The 14,443-nt window shown below is 55.7% G+C and carries 13 protein-coding genes; 4 read left to right on the forward strand and 9 right to left on the reverse strand.

The window, feature by feature from the left end; all coding sequences use genetic code 11:
• Positions 1-8 precede the first annotated feature (8 nt).
• The gene (locus OGV83_RS00500; protein WP_012133869.1) at positions 9-854 is read right to left on the reverse strand and encodes an MIP/aquaporin family protein; all 846 of its coding nucleotides are present in this window, start codon (positions 852-854) and stop codon (positions 9-11) included.
• Positions 855-1,244: 390 nt separating this feature from the next.
• On the opposite strand from OGV83_RS00500, the gene zapB reads away from it, so the two are divergent.
• Positions 1,245-1,490, forward strand: coding sequence for a septal ring assembly protein ZapB (gene zapB, locus OGV83_RS00505; RefSeq protein WP_012133867.1), 246 nt, complete (start codon positions 1,245-1,247; stop codon positions 1,488-1,490).
• A gap of 165 nt (positions 1,491-1,655) precedes the next feature.
• On the opposite strand, the gene rraA is transcribed toward zapB, so the two are convergent.
• The 7 genes from rraA to priA form a co-directional block, all read right to left on the reverse strand.
• Entirely contained in the window at positions 1,656-2,141 is a 486-nt protein-coding gene (gene rraA / locus OGV83_RS00510; protein ID WP_012133864.1) for a ribonuclease E activity regulator RraA, read from the reverse strand.
• A 92-nt stretch (positions 2,142-2,233) separates the two neighbouring features.
• Positions 2,234-3,163, reverse strand: a complete 930-nt coding sequence (menA, locus tag OGV83_RS00515) for a 1,4-dihydroxy-2-naphthoate polyprenyltransferase (RefSeq protein ID WP_047459819.1) — start codon at positions 3,161-3,163, stop codon at positions 2,234-2,236.
• A gap of 66 nt (positions 3,164-3,229) precedes the next feature.
• A complete protein-coding gene (gene hslU / locus OGV83_RS00520; RefSeq protein ID WP_012133861.1) occupies positions 3,230-4,561 on the reverse strand; it encodes an ATP-dependent protease ATPase subunit HslU in 1,332 nt (443 codons plus the stop codon).
• A gap of 9 nt (positions 4,562-4,570) precedes the next feature.
• Positions 4,571-5,101, reverse strand: coding sequence for an ATP-dependent protease subunit HslV (gene hslV, locus OGV83_RS00525; protein WP_012133860.1), 531 nt, complete (start codon positions 5,099-5,101; stop codon positions 4,571-4,573).
• Between the two features lie 91 nt (positions 5,102-5,192).
• Positions 5,193-6,197 (reverse strand): cell division protein FtsN, encoded by a 1,005-nt coding sequence (ftsN, locus tag OGV83_RS00530; protein WP_024130660.1) that lies wholly within the window; start codon positions 6,195-6,197, stop codon positions 5,193-5,195.
• Between the two features lie 86 nt (positions 6,198-6,283).
• Positions 6,284-7,309, reverse strand: a complete 1,026-nt coding sequence (gene cytR / locus OGV83_RS00535) for a DNA-binding transcriptional regulator CytR (RefSeq protein WP_012133858.1) — start codon at positions 7,307-7,309, stop codon at positions 6,284-6,286.
• A gap of 155 nt (positions 7,310-7,464) precedes the next feature.
• Positions 7,465-9,663 carry a primosomal protein N' gene (priA, locus tag OGV83_RS00540; RefSeq protein ID WP_286463009.1) on the reverse strand — a complete coding sequence of 733 codons (2,199 nt, stop codon included), beginning with the start codon at positions 9,661-9,663 and terminating at the stop codon, positions 7,465-7,467.
• Positions 9,664-9,869: 206 nt separating this feature from the next.
• On the opposite strand from priA, the gene rpmE reads away from it, so the two are divergent.
• Positions 9,870-10,082: a 50S ribosomal protein L31 gene (gene rpmE, locus OGV83_RS00545; RefSeq protein ID WP_024130659.1), complete on the forward strand. Its 213-nt coding sequence runs from the start codon at positions 9,870-9,872 to the stop codon at positions 10,080-10,082.
• A gap of 117 nt (positions 10,083-10,199) precedes the next feature.
• On the opposite strand, the gene metJ is transcribed toward rpmE, so the two are convergent.
• Complete coding sequence (gene metJ / locus OGV83_RS00550; RefSeq protein WP_012133855.1) at positions 10,200-10,517, reverse strand: met regulon transcriptional regulator MetJ; 318 nt, start codon at positions 10,515-10,517, stop codon at positions 10,200-10,202.
• A gap of 267 nt (positions 10,518-10,784) precedes the next feature.
• Here metJ and metB point away from each other — a divergent pair, with 267 nt between their 5' ends.
• A complete protein-coding gene (metB, locus tag OGV83_RS00555) occupies positions 10,785-11,945 on the forward strand; it encodes a cystathionine gamma-synthase (protein ID WP_047459810.1) in 1,161 nt (386 codons plus the stop codon).
• Between the two features lie 2 nt (positions 11,946-11,947).
• Positions 11,948-14,380 (forward strand): bifunctional aspartate kinase/homoserine dehydrogenase II, encoded by a 2,433-nt coding sequence (gene metL / locus OGV83_RS00560; protein WP_060815949.1) that lies wholly within the window; start codon positions 11,948-11,950, stop codon positions 14,378-14,380.
• Positions 14,381-14,443: the final 63 nt, after the last annotated feature.

Genomic DNA, 14,443 nt, shown 5'->3' on the forward strand with positions numbered 1-14,443 from the left:
TAGTCACATTACAGCGAAGCTTTTTGTTGTGCGGTAGTGGTGGTGTCCTTCTCTTCAACCACGCAAGTATCACACGGCAAATGGCGGCCAATCAGTTTACGATAGGCGAATGCGCCCAGAATGGCGCCCGCAATCGGGCCGAACATCGGCACCAGGAAGTAAGGAATATCCTTACCGCCAGTCAAGGCAACGTTCCCCCAGCCAGCGAGCCAGGCGAACAGTTTCGGGCCGAAGTCACGCGCCGGGTTCATCGCAAACCCGGTCAGCGGCCCCATAGAAGCGCCAATTACTGCGATCAGTAAACCAATGAGCAGAGGAGCCAGTGGGCCGCGCGGTACGCCGTTACCATCATCGGTCAGCGCCAGAATAAGCCCCATCAGAATAGCGGTAATTACCATCTCAACCGCGAAGGCTTGCACAAAATTGATATGTGGATTTGGATATGTTGAGAAAGTGCCAGCCAGATCAACACTTTCGATACTGCCACGGACGATGTGGTGCGTTTGTTCAAAATCAGCGAAAAGATTGTAGTAAAGCCCGTAAACTAATGCCGCTGCGCAAAACGCGCCGGCAACTTGAGAAATGATAAAAGGAACAACTTTGCGTTTGTCGAAACAGGCAAACAGCCACAGTGCGATTGTTACGGCTGGATTTAAATGTGCGCCGGAGACACCTGCTGTCAGGTAGATAGCCATCGCCACCCCCAGACCCCAGATGATACTGATTTCCCACTGACCGAAAGTAGCACCTGCTACTTTAAGAGCAGCGACACAACCCACACCGAAGAAAATCAACAACCCAGTACCGAGAAATTCAGCAATGCACTGGCCTTTTAAGGTTGATGTTTGACTCATAATCGGATCCTGAAGAGAGTTTAATGTTTATTGTTTGCGAAGAGGTCACTGACGCCTTCGATGCCTGTAGGCATACTGTTAATTTATCGTTAACGAGCAAAAACGAGAAATATCGAAATCAAAATGTGTGTACTGCGTCAATAAAATGAGCGTTATCGCGCCATGAAGCGCGTTTTACGACAAACCAGGAGTGTGAGCTGAATCATTTCATTAACCAATATGTTAACACTTTAGAGTTATGTGAGTTATGTCACCAGGACAAGGATGAAAAGTGTTGCAAACCGCAATCTACGCGGTATGTCGCTGGACAGGGATGGCGCGGCTTCATACAATCGGCACTATATATTGTGCGCGTTTACGTGAAGCGTCGCCTTGCAATTCAGGAGAGGTATGGCCATGTCATTAGAAGTGTTTGAGAAACTGGAAGCAAAAGTACAGCAGGCGATTGATACCATTACGCTTTTGCAGATGGAAATCGAAGAGCTGAAAGAAAAGAACAACAGCCTGGCGCAGGATGTACAGTCTGCTCAGCATCAGCGTGAAGAGCTGGAGCGTGAGAACAACCATCTGAAAGAACAGCAGAGCGGGTGGCAGGATCGTTTGCAGGCGCTGCTGGGTCGTATGGAAGAAGTCTGAGCCGTAGCAGTGTTGGCTGCGCTCAGCGTTGTAGGCCGGATAAGGCGTAAGCCGCCATCCGGCACTGCAATATCGCCTGATGGCGCTACGCTTATCAGGCCTACAGTCGGCATCGTTTATGAGCGGCAACGCAATAAAAAAGGCACCTTACGGTGCCTTTTTTGATCACTCGATATCAAGTGGGTCTTCGGAGAGGATTATCCCGGTATTGTCGGCGTAGAGATGATCGCCGGAGAAGAAGGTCACGCCGCCAAAATTGACGCGGACGTCGCTTTCCCCAATTCCTTCACCTGCGGCGCCTACCGGAATCGCGGCAAGCGCCTGGATGCCGATATCCAGCTCTTCCAGATCGTCTACCTGACGCACCGCGCCGTAGATGACCAGCCCTTCCCATTCATTCTGCGTAGCCAGACGCGCCAGTTCGGCGTCGACCAGCGCGCGACGGACAGAACCACCGCCATCGACCAGCAGAATGCGACCACGGCCATTCTGTTCGAGCAGATCGTAGAGCAACCCGTTGTCCTCGAAACATTTTACCGTGATGATTTGTCCGCCAAACGACGACCGCCCTCCAAAGTTAGAGAACAGTGGTTCCACGACGTTGACATCTTCCTGGTAGATGTCACAAAGCTCGGAAGTATCGTATTTCATAGGCTTAACGTTCAGTTGCTGCGAGAATTTTTAGTATATCGCGCTATGCGTACTGTTTGCAAAATCATCAATTGTTCATTGATATTTGTCAGTTAAACCGCCCACTGGCTTAAGAAAATCCCGACGACAAACAGCAGGTTAGTCAACAGCGCGGCTTTAACGGTACGTTCCAGCATCGGGCGCATCGCAGCGGGTTCCATTTCACGCATCACATAACGCGCCTGTTTAATCAGTAACGGTGCGGCCAGGATGAACAGCCATCCCCACAGGCTTTGCAGTGAAATCAGGTTAAACAGCGCCAGGCAGACCAGTGAACCCATCAACAGGCAGGCGTGATAACGACGTGCGTTAACCGCGCCTAAACGTACCACCAGCGTGTTTTTACCGTTTTCTTTATCGCTGTTGATATCGCGCAGATTGTTGATGTTGAGCACGGCGGTCGCCAGCAGTCCGCAGGCGGTAGCAGGTAAGATAAGCGCAGGAATGAGCGTATGCGCCTGTAGATACCAACTGCCCATTACGCTGAGCCAGCCGAAGAACACCAGCACGGAAATGTCGCCCAGACCAATATAGCCGTAAGGACGGTTCCCGACGGTGTAGGTAATCGCGGCGATAATCGACAGGCCGCCCAGCACCAGGAATCCGACAAAATCCGCCAGCGTATGACATGCGACAGCCACCAGCGCCAGACCGGAGAGGCAAATCAGCGCCACGGTAATGATCAGCGCCCGCTTCATCTCCTGCCGGGTGATCACCCCTTTTTGCATCCCGCGCAGCGGCCCGATGCGGTCAGGCTTATCACTGCCTTTGACGGCGTCGCCATAATCGTTGGCAAGGTTCGATAAGATTTGCAGCAGCCCGGCGGTGATCAACGCCAGCAGCGCAACCAGGGGATCGAAGTACCCTTGCCACCATGCCAGCGCTGTACCGACGATGATTGCCGCAAACGCGAGCGGCAGAGTTTTCGGTCGTAAACTTTCCAGCCAGGCCTGGGAGCGGCTAATTTGTTGTTGTTCAGTCATATTTAGCGCCAATAAAAATGGGGCTTTTCAGCCCCATCAACAGTGATGAAAATGCATTGAACGCGATTATAGGATAAAACGACTCAGATCTTCATCTGCGACCAGCGCATCCAGATGTTTGCTCACATATTCCGCATCAATTGTTATGCTCTGACCATTCAGATCGCTGGCGTCATAGGAGATATCTTCCATCAGACGTTCCAGAACGGTATGCAGACGACGCGCACCGATGTTTTCGGTGGTTTCGTTTACCTGCCATGCCGCTTCGGCAATGCGTTTGATGCCGGATTCGGTAAACTCGATGTCCACGCCTTCGGTCGCCATCAGCGCTTTGTACTGAACGGTAACGGACGCGTTCGGCTCGGTGAGAATGCGTTCGAAATCTTCCGTCGTCAGCGCTTTCAGCTCAACGCGAATCGGCAGACGCCCCTGCAACTCGGGGATCAGATCAGACGGTTTCGCCACCTGGAACGCGCCGGAGGCGATAAACAGGATGTGGTCGGTTTTCACCATACCGTGCTTGGTAGAGACGGTGCAGCCTTCTACCAGCGGCAGCAGGTCGCGCTGTACGCCTTCGCGGGAAACGTCCGGGCCAGAGGATTCGCCGCGTTTACAGATTTTGTCGATTTCGTCGATAAACACGATCCCGTGCTGTTCAACGGCGTCGATGGCTTCCTGTTTCAGCTCTTCCGGGTTCACCAGTTTGGCCGCTTCTTCTTCAATCAACAGCTTCATCGCGTCTTTGATTTTCAGCTTACGCGGTTTTTGTTTCTGGCCGCCCAGGTTCTGGAACATGGACTGCAACTGGCTGGTCATCTCTTCCATTCCCGGAGGCGCCATAATTTCAACGCCCATCGGTGCGGCTGCGAGATTGATCTCAATTTCTTTATCGTCGAGTTGGCCTTCACGCAGTTTTTTGCGGAATGCCTGGCGCGCGGCGGACGGCTCTTGCTGTTGCTCAGCCTGACCCCAGTTATTTTTCGCCGGAGGGATCAGCGCGTCGAGAATACGCTCTTCCGCCATTTCTTCCGCGCGGTAGCGGTTTTTCTCAATAGACTGAACGCGCACCATCTTGATCGCGGAGTCGGTCAGGTCGCGGATAATGGAATCCACTTCTTTACCCACATAACCGACTTCGGTGAATTTTGTCGCTTCAACTTTGATGAACGGCGCGTTGGCCAGTTTTGCCAGGCGACGCGCGATTTCGGTTTTACCTACGCCGGTCGGGCCGATCATCAGAATATTTTTTGGCGTCACTTCATGGCGCAGCTCTTCGTTGAGCTGCATGCGGCGCCAGCGGTTACGCAGTGCAATCGCCACGGAACGCTTGGCGTTGTCCTGGCCAATGATGTGCTTGTTCAGTTCGCTGACGATTTCGCGTGGGGTCATTTCAGACATGGGAGATCCTTACGCTTTAGACGGTAATTCTTCAATGGTGTGGAAGTGGTTGGTGTAAATGCAGATATCGCCTGCAATATCCAACGCCTTTTCAGCAATTTCGCGGGCGCCCAGTTCGGTATTTTCTAGCAGTGCGCGTGCCGCAGCCTGGGCGTAGGGACCACCGGAGCCGATAGCAATCAGATCATTTTCCGGCTGTATGACATCGCCATTACCCGTGATGATCAGTGAAGCGGTTTCATCTGCGACGGCCAGCAGCGCTTCGAGCTTGCGTAGCATGCGGTCGGTACGCCAGTCTTTTGCCAGTTCAACGGCGGCTTTGACCAGGTGGCCCTGATGCATTTCCAGTTTACGCTCAAACAGTTCGAACAGCGTGAATGCGTCTGCCGTTCCCCCTGCAAAGCCCGCAATGACTTTATCGTTGTACAGACGGCGAACTTTCTTCACGTTGCCTTTCATTACGGTATTGCCCAGTGTGGCCTGACCATCACCGGCGATTACCACATGGCCGTTACGGCGTACGCTTACTATTGTTGTCACGAGCAGACCCCTTGGTTACAAATGCAGAATACAGGCCCCGCACGCGGTACGGGGCATAATGCAAATATAAATGGGGGGGATTTTGGGGGTTTCAACCCCCGGAGGCGAGTCGAATGCAGTTTGTGTGACCCGCCATCTTCAGGCGGTTAAGGGTGCTGTCTGCATTCTCTTTGCCTTTGACTGGGCCGATGACCACACGATTCCACCCGTTGTTGGTGGTGATTTTGGAGTCAAAGCCTTCAAAAGCCAACTGGGCGCGCACGGTTTCCGCTTGCTCGGCGCCTTTGAAGGAGCCGCATTGCACCATCCAGCGACGTTCATCTTTCTTCTCTGCCGTCTGTTTTGGCGCTTCAGGTTCACGCGCGATCGGCGCGGCCTGCTGCGTTTTAGGCTGAGAAGTCGTGGTGTGCGCAGGCGTCTGCAACAGGTCCTGATAAGGCTGCTGGGATGTCGTCTGTTTCGGCTGCTGCGTCTGGCGTGGCTGCTGTGCAGGTGCAGTCTGCGCCGTACGCGGTTGCTGCTGTGGCTGTTGGTACGGTTGCTCCGTCACGCGTGGCTGCGTACGCGGCTGTTGAACCGGCTGGGTGTTAGCCCACTGCTGCTGTTGTACCTGCTGCTGTGCCTGACGCTGGCGCTGCAATGTCTGCTGACGCTGTTCAGGCGTCTGTTCGTTCCACGGCACTTCGTTAAGTTGGGTCGGCTGCTGGCGCATATCCGCCTGCATTTGCGCCAGTAGCTGACGCTGCTCGCTGGTGAGCTGCTCCGGGTTCATCACTTCGCCGCCCGCAGAAGGCTCGGTTGGCGCACGCACGCCCGGCTGGCGGCTTTCCAGTTCTTTAATGTAGCGCCAGCGCTCTTCCGGCTTCGGCGGCAGCCCGTTGCCGGTCACTTTCTGGCTTTGCAGCGTTTCGGACTCTTCTTTTTTGTGATGAGTAATGAAGTACAGACCCCCGATAAAGGCCACAAGGACAGCCGCCGCAATAGCGACCATTGCGGGTGAAACCGCAGGCGTGTTGCGTTGCTTTTTCCGTGAGGTGCTCTTTTTGCGCCGCGAAGGTGCCGGTTGACCGCGACGTACATAATCTCGTTGTGCCACTATCGTTTCGCTGTATTTATTCGTTCGTCAGCCCGCCATGTTACTTAAGCGGCGGGCTTTTGACCAGATACGTGAGTCTTAAAGGTTTAAGTTAAGGCTCGCGTCGAACCACGAATAATTAACTCGCAGTCCAGCAAGCGCGAGCCGCTGCTGACATTTTGCCCCTGTAACTGGTCGAGCAAGAGCAGCATTGCTTCGCGCCCGATATCGAAGCGCGGCTGTGAAACCGTCGTCAGAGGCGGGTCGCAAAATTCCGCCAGCGCAATGTTATCAAAGCCAATGATGGACAGATCGTCAGGGACTTTCAGACCATGACGCTTGGCCCAGGAGAGCGCGCCGAGCGCCATAACGTCGCTGTGACAGAACACGGCGGTCGGAGGCTGCGGAAGCGCAAGCAGCTGTTGCAGCGCGTGACCGCCCGCCTCGTAGGTGAAATCGCCCCGGGCGATATAATGCGGGTCGACGGTAATGCCGCAGCGACGCAGCGCCTGCACATAGCCTTGCAGACGGTAGTGGCACAGCGGCATCTCCTCCGGCCCGGCAATGCATCCGATACGCTGGTGCCCCTGTTCATGCAGATAATTTACGGCGTTAAAGGCCGCAGTCAGGTTATCAATATGAACGGTAGGCAGCTCCAGCTCCGGCGCGAATTCGTTGGCCATCACCATCGGCGGCAGATTTCGTTGCTCTTCAATGCTGGCGTCGAACGGCAGGCGTGAACCGAGCAATAACATGCCATCAATTTGTTTGGTGATGATCAAATTGATAAAGGTCTTCTCTTGCTGATTCTGGTGCGCGCAGTCACCAATCAACACCAGATATCCGTGGCTTGCGGCGGTAACCTCAATGCCCCGGATGATTTCACTGAAAAAGGGATCACAAATATCCGGGACGATCACCAGGATGGTGCGTGATTCATTCCGTTTGCTATTTCGCCCCATTGATTGCGGTAAATATCCCACCTCCATCGCCGCCTGTTCAACCCGGTTACGGGTCGACTGGGAGACTTTATCCGGGTTCATTAACGCACGGGACACGGTTGCTGTTGAGACTTTCGCCTTCATAGCAACATCTTTCATTGTAGCGGCAGCAACCTGTTTCTTCGGTTTCACACTCTCTCCTCGCCTGGGAAATCAGGCGCAGAACTATCCTTGTTTAACTCACATCGAAAACATTTTTATCAGATAGTTAATGGAAGCGGTTACAGAATTTTCATAAAAAGTGTGATGGATATTTAATTTTACGATCCGCCTCGCATCGTGACCCGTTATCCCTCAATGGGATCGACATCCAGCACCCATTTAACCTTGCGGGATTCGGGTAGCGTATTGATGAGCGCCAGCGTGCCGCTGACGATATGTTGCAGACGAATTCGCGACGGATGCTGCAACAAAATTTGCCAACGGTAGCGGCCGCCGCGTTTTGGCGCGAGCGCAGGCACCGGGCCTAATACCCAGAGCTTGTCATCCGCAAGCGGGCTGGCCTGAATCAGATTACGCAGCTGTTGCAGGAACACCGGCGCCTGCTGGTTGTTATGATCTTCCGCCCGTACAATCACATGGCTGGTCCACGGCGGAAGTTGCAGCGTTTGCCGCTCGGCCAGCGCCTGTTCAGCAAAAGCGTCATAGCCTTTGTGCAGCAAGGTTTGCAGCAAAGGGTGCTCTGGATGGTGGGTCTGCAATACCACCTCGCCCTGTTTTCCGGCGCGTCCGGCGCGGCCGGAAACCTGAGTGTAAAGCTGAGCAAAACGTTCCGCCGAACGGAAATCCGCCGAGAACAGCGCGCCGTCAACGTCCAGCAGCGCTACCAGGGTGACGTCCGGGAAATGGTGCCCTTTCGCCAGCATTTGCGTGCCGATCAAAATGCGCGCGCCGCCGCGATGGACTTCCGCCAGATGCTGCTCCAGCGCGCCTTTACGGCTGGTGGTGTCGCGGTCGATGCGCGAGACCGGCACGCCGGGAAAGAAGGGCGCCAACGCCTGCTCAAGCTGTTCTGTCCCTAACCCAACCGGCACCATATGCGTGGAGCCGCAGGAAGGGCACTGACGCGGTATCGGGCGCTGGCTGTCGCAATGGTGACAGCGCAGGTGGTGTTGCGCCTGGTGCAACGTGTAATAGTGATCGCAGCGCGGACATTCGGCAATCCAGCCGCAGTCGTGGCATAACAGCGCAGGAGCAAATCCCCGGCGGTTAAGGAAGAGAATGACCTGGTTATCTGCCTGCAGGTGCTGATGCATACGGGCGATAAGTGCGGGAGCCAGCCCGGCCTGGATCTTCTGGCCTTTTAAATCCAGCACATGCTGGAGGGCAGGGCGTGCGTTGCCTGCCCGGCGCGTCAGGCGCAGCATGCGGTACTTTTTTTGTCGCACGTTGCATAACGTCTCCAGCGCCGGTGTTGCCGAGCCGAGAATAATCGGGATTTGTTCGCTGTGAGCGCGGTATACCGCCAGGTCGCGGGCGTGGTAACGCCAGCCTTCCTGCTGCTTATAGGAGCTGTCATGCTCTTCGTCGATCACAATGACGCCGAGGTTTTTAAACGGCGTAAACAACGATGAGCGGGTGCCGATGACAATCGCCGCCTCGCCGTTTTTGGCTTTCAGCCAGGCTGAGAGACGTTCGCTGTCATTTAAACCGGAGTGCAGAACTTCGACGGGGGCGTTGAAGCGCTCGCGAAAGCGGGCGATGGTTTGCGGCGTCAGGCCAATTTCCGGCACCATCACCAGCGCCTGTTTGCCCTGAGCGAGGACGTTTTCCAGTACGCTGAGATAGACCTCTGTTTTACCGGAACCCGTAACGCCCGCCAGCAGCCAGGCAGAAAAGCTGTCCGACGCGCTGTGGATGGCGCCAACGGCGGTGGCCTGTTCGGTATTGAGACGCAGCCGATCGCCACAGACGGCGTAATGGGTGCGCCAGTCGCTAAAGCCGGGCGTTTCGCTCGCCAGCTCGCACAGTCCTTTTTTACGCAGCGCCTGGAGCGCCGCGTCATTAAATTCAAGATCCGCCACCTGGTCGCGCCAGATTCTCCCCTGCCGCAGCGCGGCCAGCGCCTGTTGCTGTTTAGGCGAGCGCTTCAGGCTATTGAGATCGATAGCGTGGCCGTCTTCGGTGGCGAACCAGTACCACATCGGCGCGTTGCTGGCGGGTTTCCCCTGGCGCAGCAAAATCGGCAGAGCGTGAAACAGAACGTCACCCATTGGATGGTGGTAGTAATCCGCCGCCCAAAGCAGCAAACGCCAGACGGAGGGGGAAAAGACCGGCTCGCTGTCCAGTACCTCAACGACCGCTTTCAGTTCGTTAAGCGGCAGTTCGCTTTGCTCGCTGACCGACACCACAATCCCGACGCGTTCCTGCTGTTTGCCAAACGGCACGCGCACCCGACACCCGGCTTTGACGGTCATGCCTTCTGGCAAGAGATAGTCAAAGGTGCGGGGTAGCGGAACGGGCAAGGCAACGTGCGCGACGGGCATGTAATCATCCTGGCTGACTTGAATTCTGGCGGGTTAGTATACACATTGTGATGAGGGAGCGCGGATCAGTTTGCATACGCTGGTCAAATTCTGTATGATTCGCCGCCTTTGATACACATTTGTATCATCGACCTATACTATCAACATCGCGTGGTGTCTGGCGTTAGGGCTGGAAGAGCGACGCGGCCTTAAACCGAGGTTTCCCCATGAAAAAAGATATTCACCCGAAATACGAAGAAATTACTGCAAACTGCTCTTGCGGTAATGTCATCAAAATCCGCTCTACTGCAGGTCACGACCTGAACCTGGACGTGTGCGGTAAATGCCACCCGTTCTACACTGGCAAACAGCGTGATGTTGCTACCGGTGGCCGTGTTGACCGCTTCAACAAGCGTTTCAGCATCCCGGGCAGCAAATAAGTTATTGCTGTCAAAGAAAAAAGCGCCGAAAGGCGCTTTTTTTGTCTTTGCCTGATGGCGTTGACGCTTATCAGTACCTGCGGTACTGAATCCTTCCGCTGCTATCCGGCAAAAAAATCAATACTCCCACGTATCCGGGTCGATCCCCAGTTCACGCATGATGATTTTGGCCTCTTCCGGTATTTCATCACTGCGCTCTTTACGCAAGTCTTCATCGTTCGGCAATGGTTGCCCGGTAAAGGCATGCAGAAACGCTTCACACAGCAGTTCGCTGTTGGTGGCGTGACGCAGGTTGTTCACCTGACGACGCGTGCGTTCATCGGTGAGGATTTTTAACACCTTCAGAGGAATGGAAACCGTAATCTTTTTGACTTGCTCACTCTTCTTACCGTGCTCAGCGTATGGGCTGATATATTCGCCGCTCCATTCAGCCATGAGATACCTTTAATCTTCTCGTCATTAGTTAAGGGCCAGAATCGTCGTGCCTGGCCGTAATCCCGCATAGTTTACCGTACAGGCGATATCGTGACACGGGTTAAGCGTCTGTAGATGTGCGCTAATGCATATAATTTTAACGGCTATTTCCAGTTTGCTCAATCTATACGCAAAGAAGTTTAGATGTCCAGATGTATTGACGTCTATTGTAACAATGTTTACTCTGGTGCCTGACTTTTCACCGATTCAGCCCAGGAACTTCTCAACATGACGCGTAAACAGGCCACCATCGCAGTGCGTAGCGGGTTAAATGACGACGAGCAGTACGGTTGCGTTGTCCCGCCGATTCACCTTTCCAGCACCTATAACTTCACTGGTTTTAATGAACCTCGCGCCCATGACTATTCGCGACGTGGAAATCCGACGCGTGATGTAGTTCAGCGCGCGCTGGCGGAGCTGGAGGGCGGTACGGGCGCGGTGCTGACCAATACCGGGATGTCGGCCATTCTGCTGGTGACGACCGTGTTCCTGAAGCCGGGCGATCTGCTGGTGGCGCCGCACGACTGCTACGGCGGCAGCTATCGCCTGTTTGACAGCCTGGCGAAGCGGGGCTGTTATCGCGTGCTGTTTGTCGATCAAGGCGATGAGCAGGCGCTGAAAGCGGCGCTGGCGGAAAAACCGAAGCTGGTGCTGGTGGAAAGCCCCAGTAATCCGTTGTTACGCGTGGTGGATATTGCGAAAATCTGCCAGCTGTCGCGAGAAGCGGGCGCGGTGAGCGTTGTGGACAACACGTTTTTAAGCCCTGCGCTGCAAAATCCGCTGGCGTTGGGCGCCGATCTGGTGTTGCATTCATGCACGAAATATTTAAACGGCCATTCGGATGTGGTGGCTGGCGTGGTGATTGCGAAAGATCCAGAGATTGTCACCGAACTGGCATGGTGGGCCAATAATATTGGCGTCACCGGCGGCGCGTTTGATAGCTATCTGCTGCTACGTGGGCTGCGTACTCTGGCGCCGCGAATGGACGTGGCTCAGCGCAATGCCCAGGCCATTGTGGACTATCTGCAAACCCAGCCGCTGGTGAAAAAACTGTATCATCCGTCGCTGCCGGATAATCAAGGGCACGAGATTGCCGCGCGCCAGCAAAAAGGTTTTGGCGCAATGTTGAGTTTTGAACTGGATGGCGATGAGCAGACGCTGCGTCGTTTCCTGGGCGGGCTGTCGTTGTTTACGCTGGCGGAATCCTTAGGGGGTGTTGAAAGCCTGATCTCCCACGCCGCAACGATGACACATGCAGGCATGGCGCCAGAAGCGCGTGCTGCCGCCGGAATTTCAGAGACGCTGCTGCGTATCTCCACCGGTATTGAAGATGGCGAAGATTTAATTGCCGACCTGGAAAATGGCTTCCGGGCTGCAAACAAGGGGTAAACATGAGTGTGATTGCGCAGGCAGGGGCGAAGGGTCGTCAACTGCATAAATTTGGTGGCAGTAGTCTGGCAGACGTGAAATGTTATCTGCGTGTCGCAGGCATTATGGCGGAGTACTCGCAGCCTGACGATATGATGGTTGTTTCCGCCGCCGGTAGTACCACCAACCAGTTGATTAGCTGGCTGAAGTTAAGCCAGACCGACCGCCTCTCCGCGCATCAGGTGCAACAGACGTTACGCCGCTATCAGAGCGATCTGATCAGCGGGCTGCTTCCCGCCGACGTTGCGGATGGCCTGATCAGCGCTTTCATTAGCGATCTGGAGCGTCTTGCCGCGCTGCTCGACAGTGGCGTGACCGATGCCGTTTATGCCGAAGTCGTCGGGCACGGCGAGATCTGGTCTGCGCGTCTGATGTCCGCAGTGCTGAATGAGCAAGGACTGGCGTCGGCATGGCTGGACGCGCGTGAGTTTTTACGCGCTGAACGCGCCGCGCAGCCGCAGGTAGATGAAGGTCTCTCTTACCCGTTACTGCAACAGCTGCTGGTGCAGCATCCGGGCAAACGTCTGGTCGTTACCGGTTTTATCAGTCGCAGCAATGCGGGCGAAACGGTGCTACTGGGCCGTAACGGTTCTGACTATTCCGCCACGCAAATTGGCGCGCTGGCGGGGGTTTCCCGCGTCACCATCTGGAGCGATGTGGCCGGGGTTTACAGCGCCGACCCGCGTAAAGTGAAAGATGCCTGCCTGCTGCCGCTGCTGCGTCTGGATGAAGCCAGCGAGCTGGCGCGTCTGGCCGCGCCGGTTCTGCACGCCCGTACCCTACAGCCGGTTTCCGGCAGCGATATCGATTTGCAGTTGCGCTGTAGCTACACGCCGGATCAGGGGTCCACGCGCATTGAACGCGTGCTGGCGTCCGGCACCGGGGCGCGTATCGTCACCAGTCATGATGACGTTTGCCTGATTGAGTTTCAGGTGCCCGCCAGCCAGGACTTTAAACTGGCCTGGAGAGACGTCGACCAGATTCTGAAACGGGCGCAGGTGCGTCCGCTGGCGGTTGGCGTGCATAACGATCGCCATCTGCTGCAATTCTGCTACACCTCTGAAGTCGCTGATAGCGCATTAAAAATTCTTGATGAAGCGGGCCTGCCGGGCGAATTGCGCCTGCGTCAGGGGCTGGCGCTGGTCGCGATGGTTGGCGCTGGCGTCACCCGTAACCCGCTGCACTGCCACCGCTTCTGGCAACAGCTGAAAGGCCAGCCGGTTGAATTTACCTGGCAGTCGGAAGAGGGGATCAGCCTGGTGGCCGTACTGCGCACCGGCCCGACTGAAAGCCTGATTCAGGGGCTGCACCAGTCTATTTTCCGCGCGGAAAAACGCATCGGCCTGGTGCTGTTCGGCAAAGGCAACATCGGTTCCCGCTGGCTGGAACTGTTTGCCCGCGAGCAGAGCACGCTCTCTGCGCGTACCGGGTTTGAATTTGTCCTGGCGGGCGTGGTGGATAGCCGTCGCAGCCTGCTGAACTACGAAGGGCTGGATGCCAGCCGTGCGCTGGCGTTCTTCAACGACGAAGCGATTGAGCAGGATGAAGAGTCGCTGTTCCTGTGGATGCGCGCTCACCCGTATGACGATCTGGTGGTGCTGGATGTCACCGCCAGCGAGCAACTGGCCGATCAGTATCTTGATTTCGCCAGCCACGGCTTCCACGTCATCAGCGCCAATAAACTGGCGGGGGCGAGCACCAGCGATAAATATCGCCAGATCCACGACGCGTTCGAAAAAACCGGGCGTCACTGGCTGTATAACGCGACCGTCGGCGCGGGCCTGCCGATCAACTATACGGTGCGCGATCTGATTGACAGCGGCGATGCCATTCTGTCGATCAGCGGGATCTTCTCCGGCACGCTGTCGTGGCTGTTCCTGCAATTTGACGGTTCCATACCGTTTACCGATCTGGTGGATCAGGCCTGGCAGCAGGGGCTGACCGAGCCGGACCCGCGCGTTGACCTTTCTGGTAAAGATGTGATGCGCAAGCTGGTGATTCTGGCGCGTGAAGCGGGTTATGACATCGAGCCGGACCAGGTGCGCGTTGAATCGCTGGTGCCCGCACACTGCGAAGAGGGGTCTGTCGATCACTTCTTTGAAAATGGCGATGAGCTGAATGAGCAGATGGTACAGCGTCTGGAAGCCGCTCGTGAAATGGGGCTGGTGCTGCGCTACGTGGCGCGTTTCGACGCCAACGGTAAAGCGCGCGTTGGCGTCGAAGCGGTGCGCCCGGAACATCCGCTGGCGGCGCTGCTGCCGTGCGATAACGTCTTTGCCATCGAAAGCCGCTGGTATCGCGACAATCCGCTGGTGATCCGCGGGCCGGGGGCCGGTCGTGACGTCACCGCCGGGGCGATTCAGTCGGATATCAACCGCCTGGCGCAGCTGCTGTAGTGTTTGTTGCCGGATGGCGCTGCGCTTATCCGGCCTACGGAACATGTAGGTCGGATAAGGCAA

Origin of the sequence: Citrobacter sp. CK189 (assembly GCF_030333505.1) — a bacterium.
Taxonomy (GTDB): Bacteria; Pseudomonadota; Gammaproteobacteria; order Enterobacterales; family Enterobacteriaceae; genus Citrobacter_B; species Citrobacter_B koseri.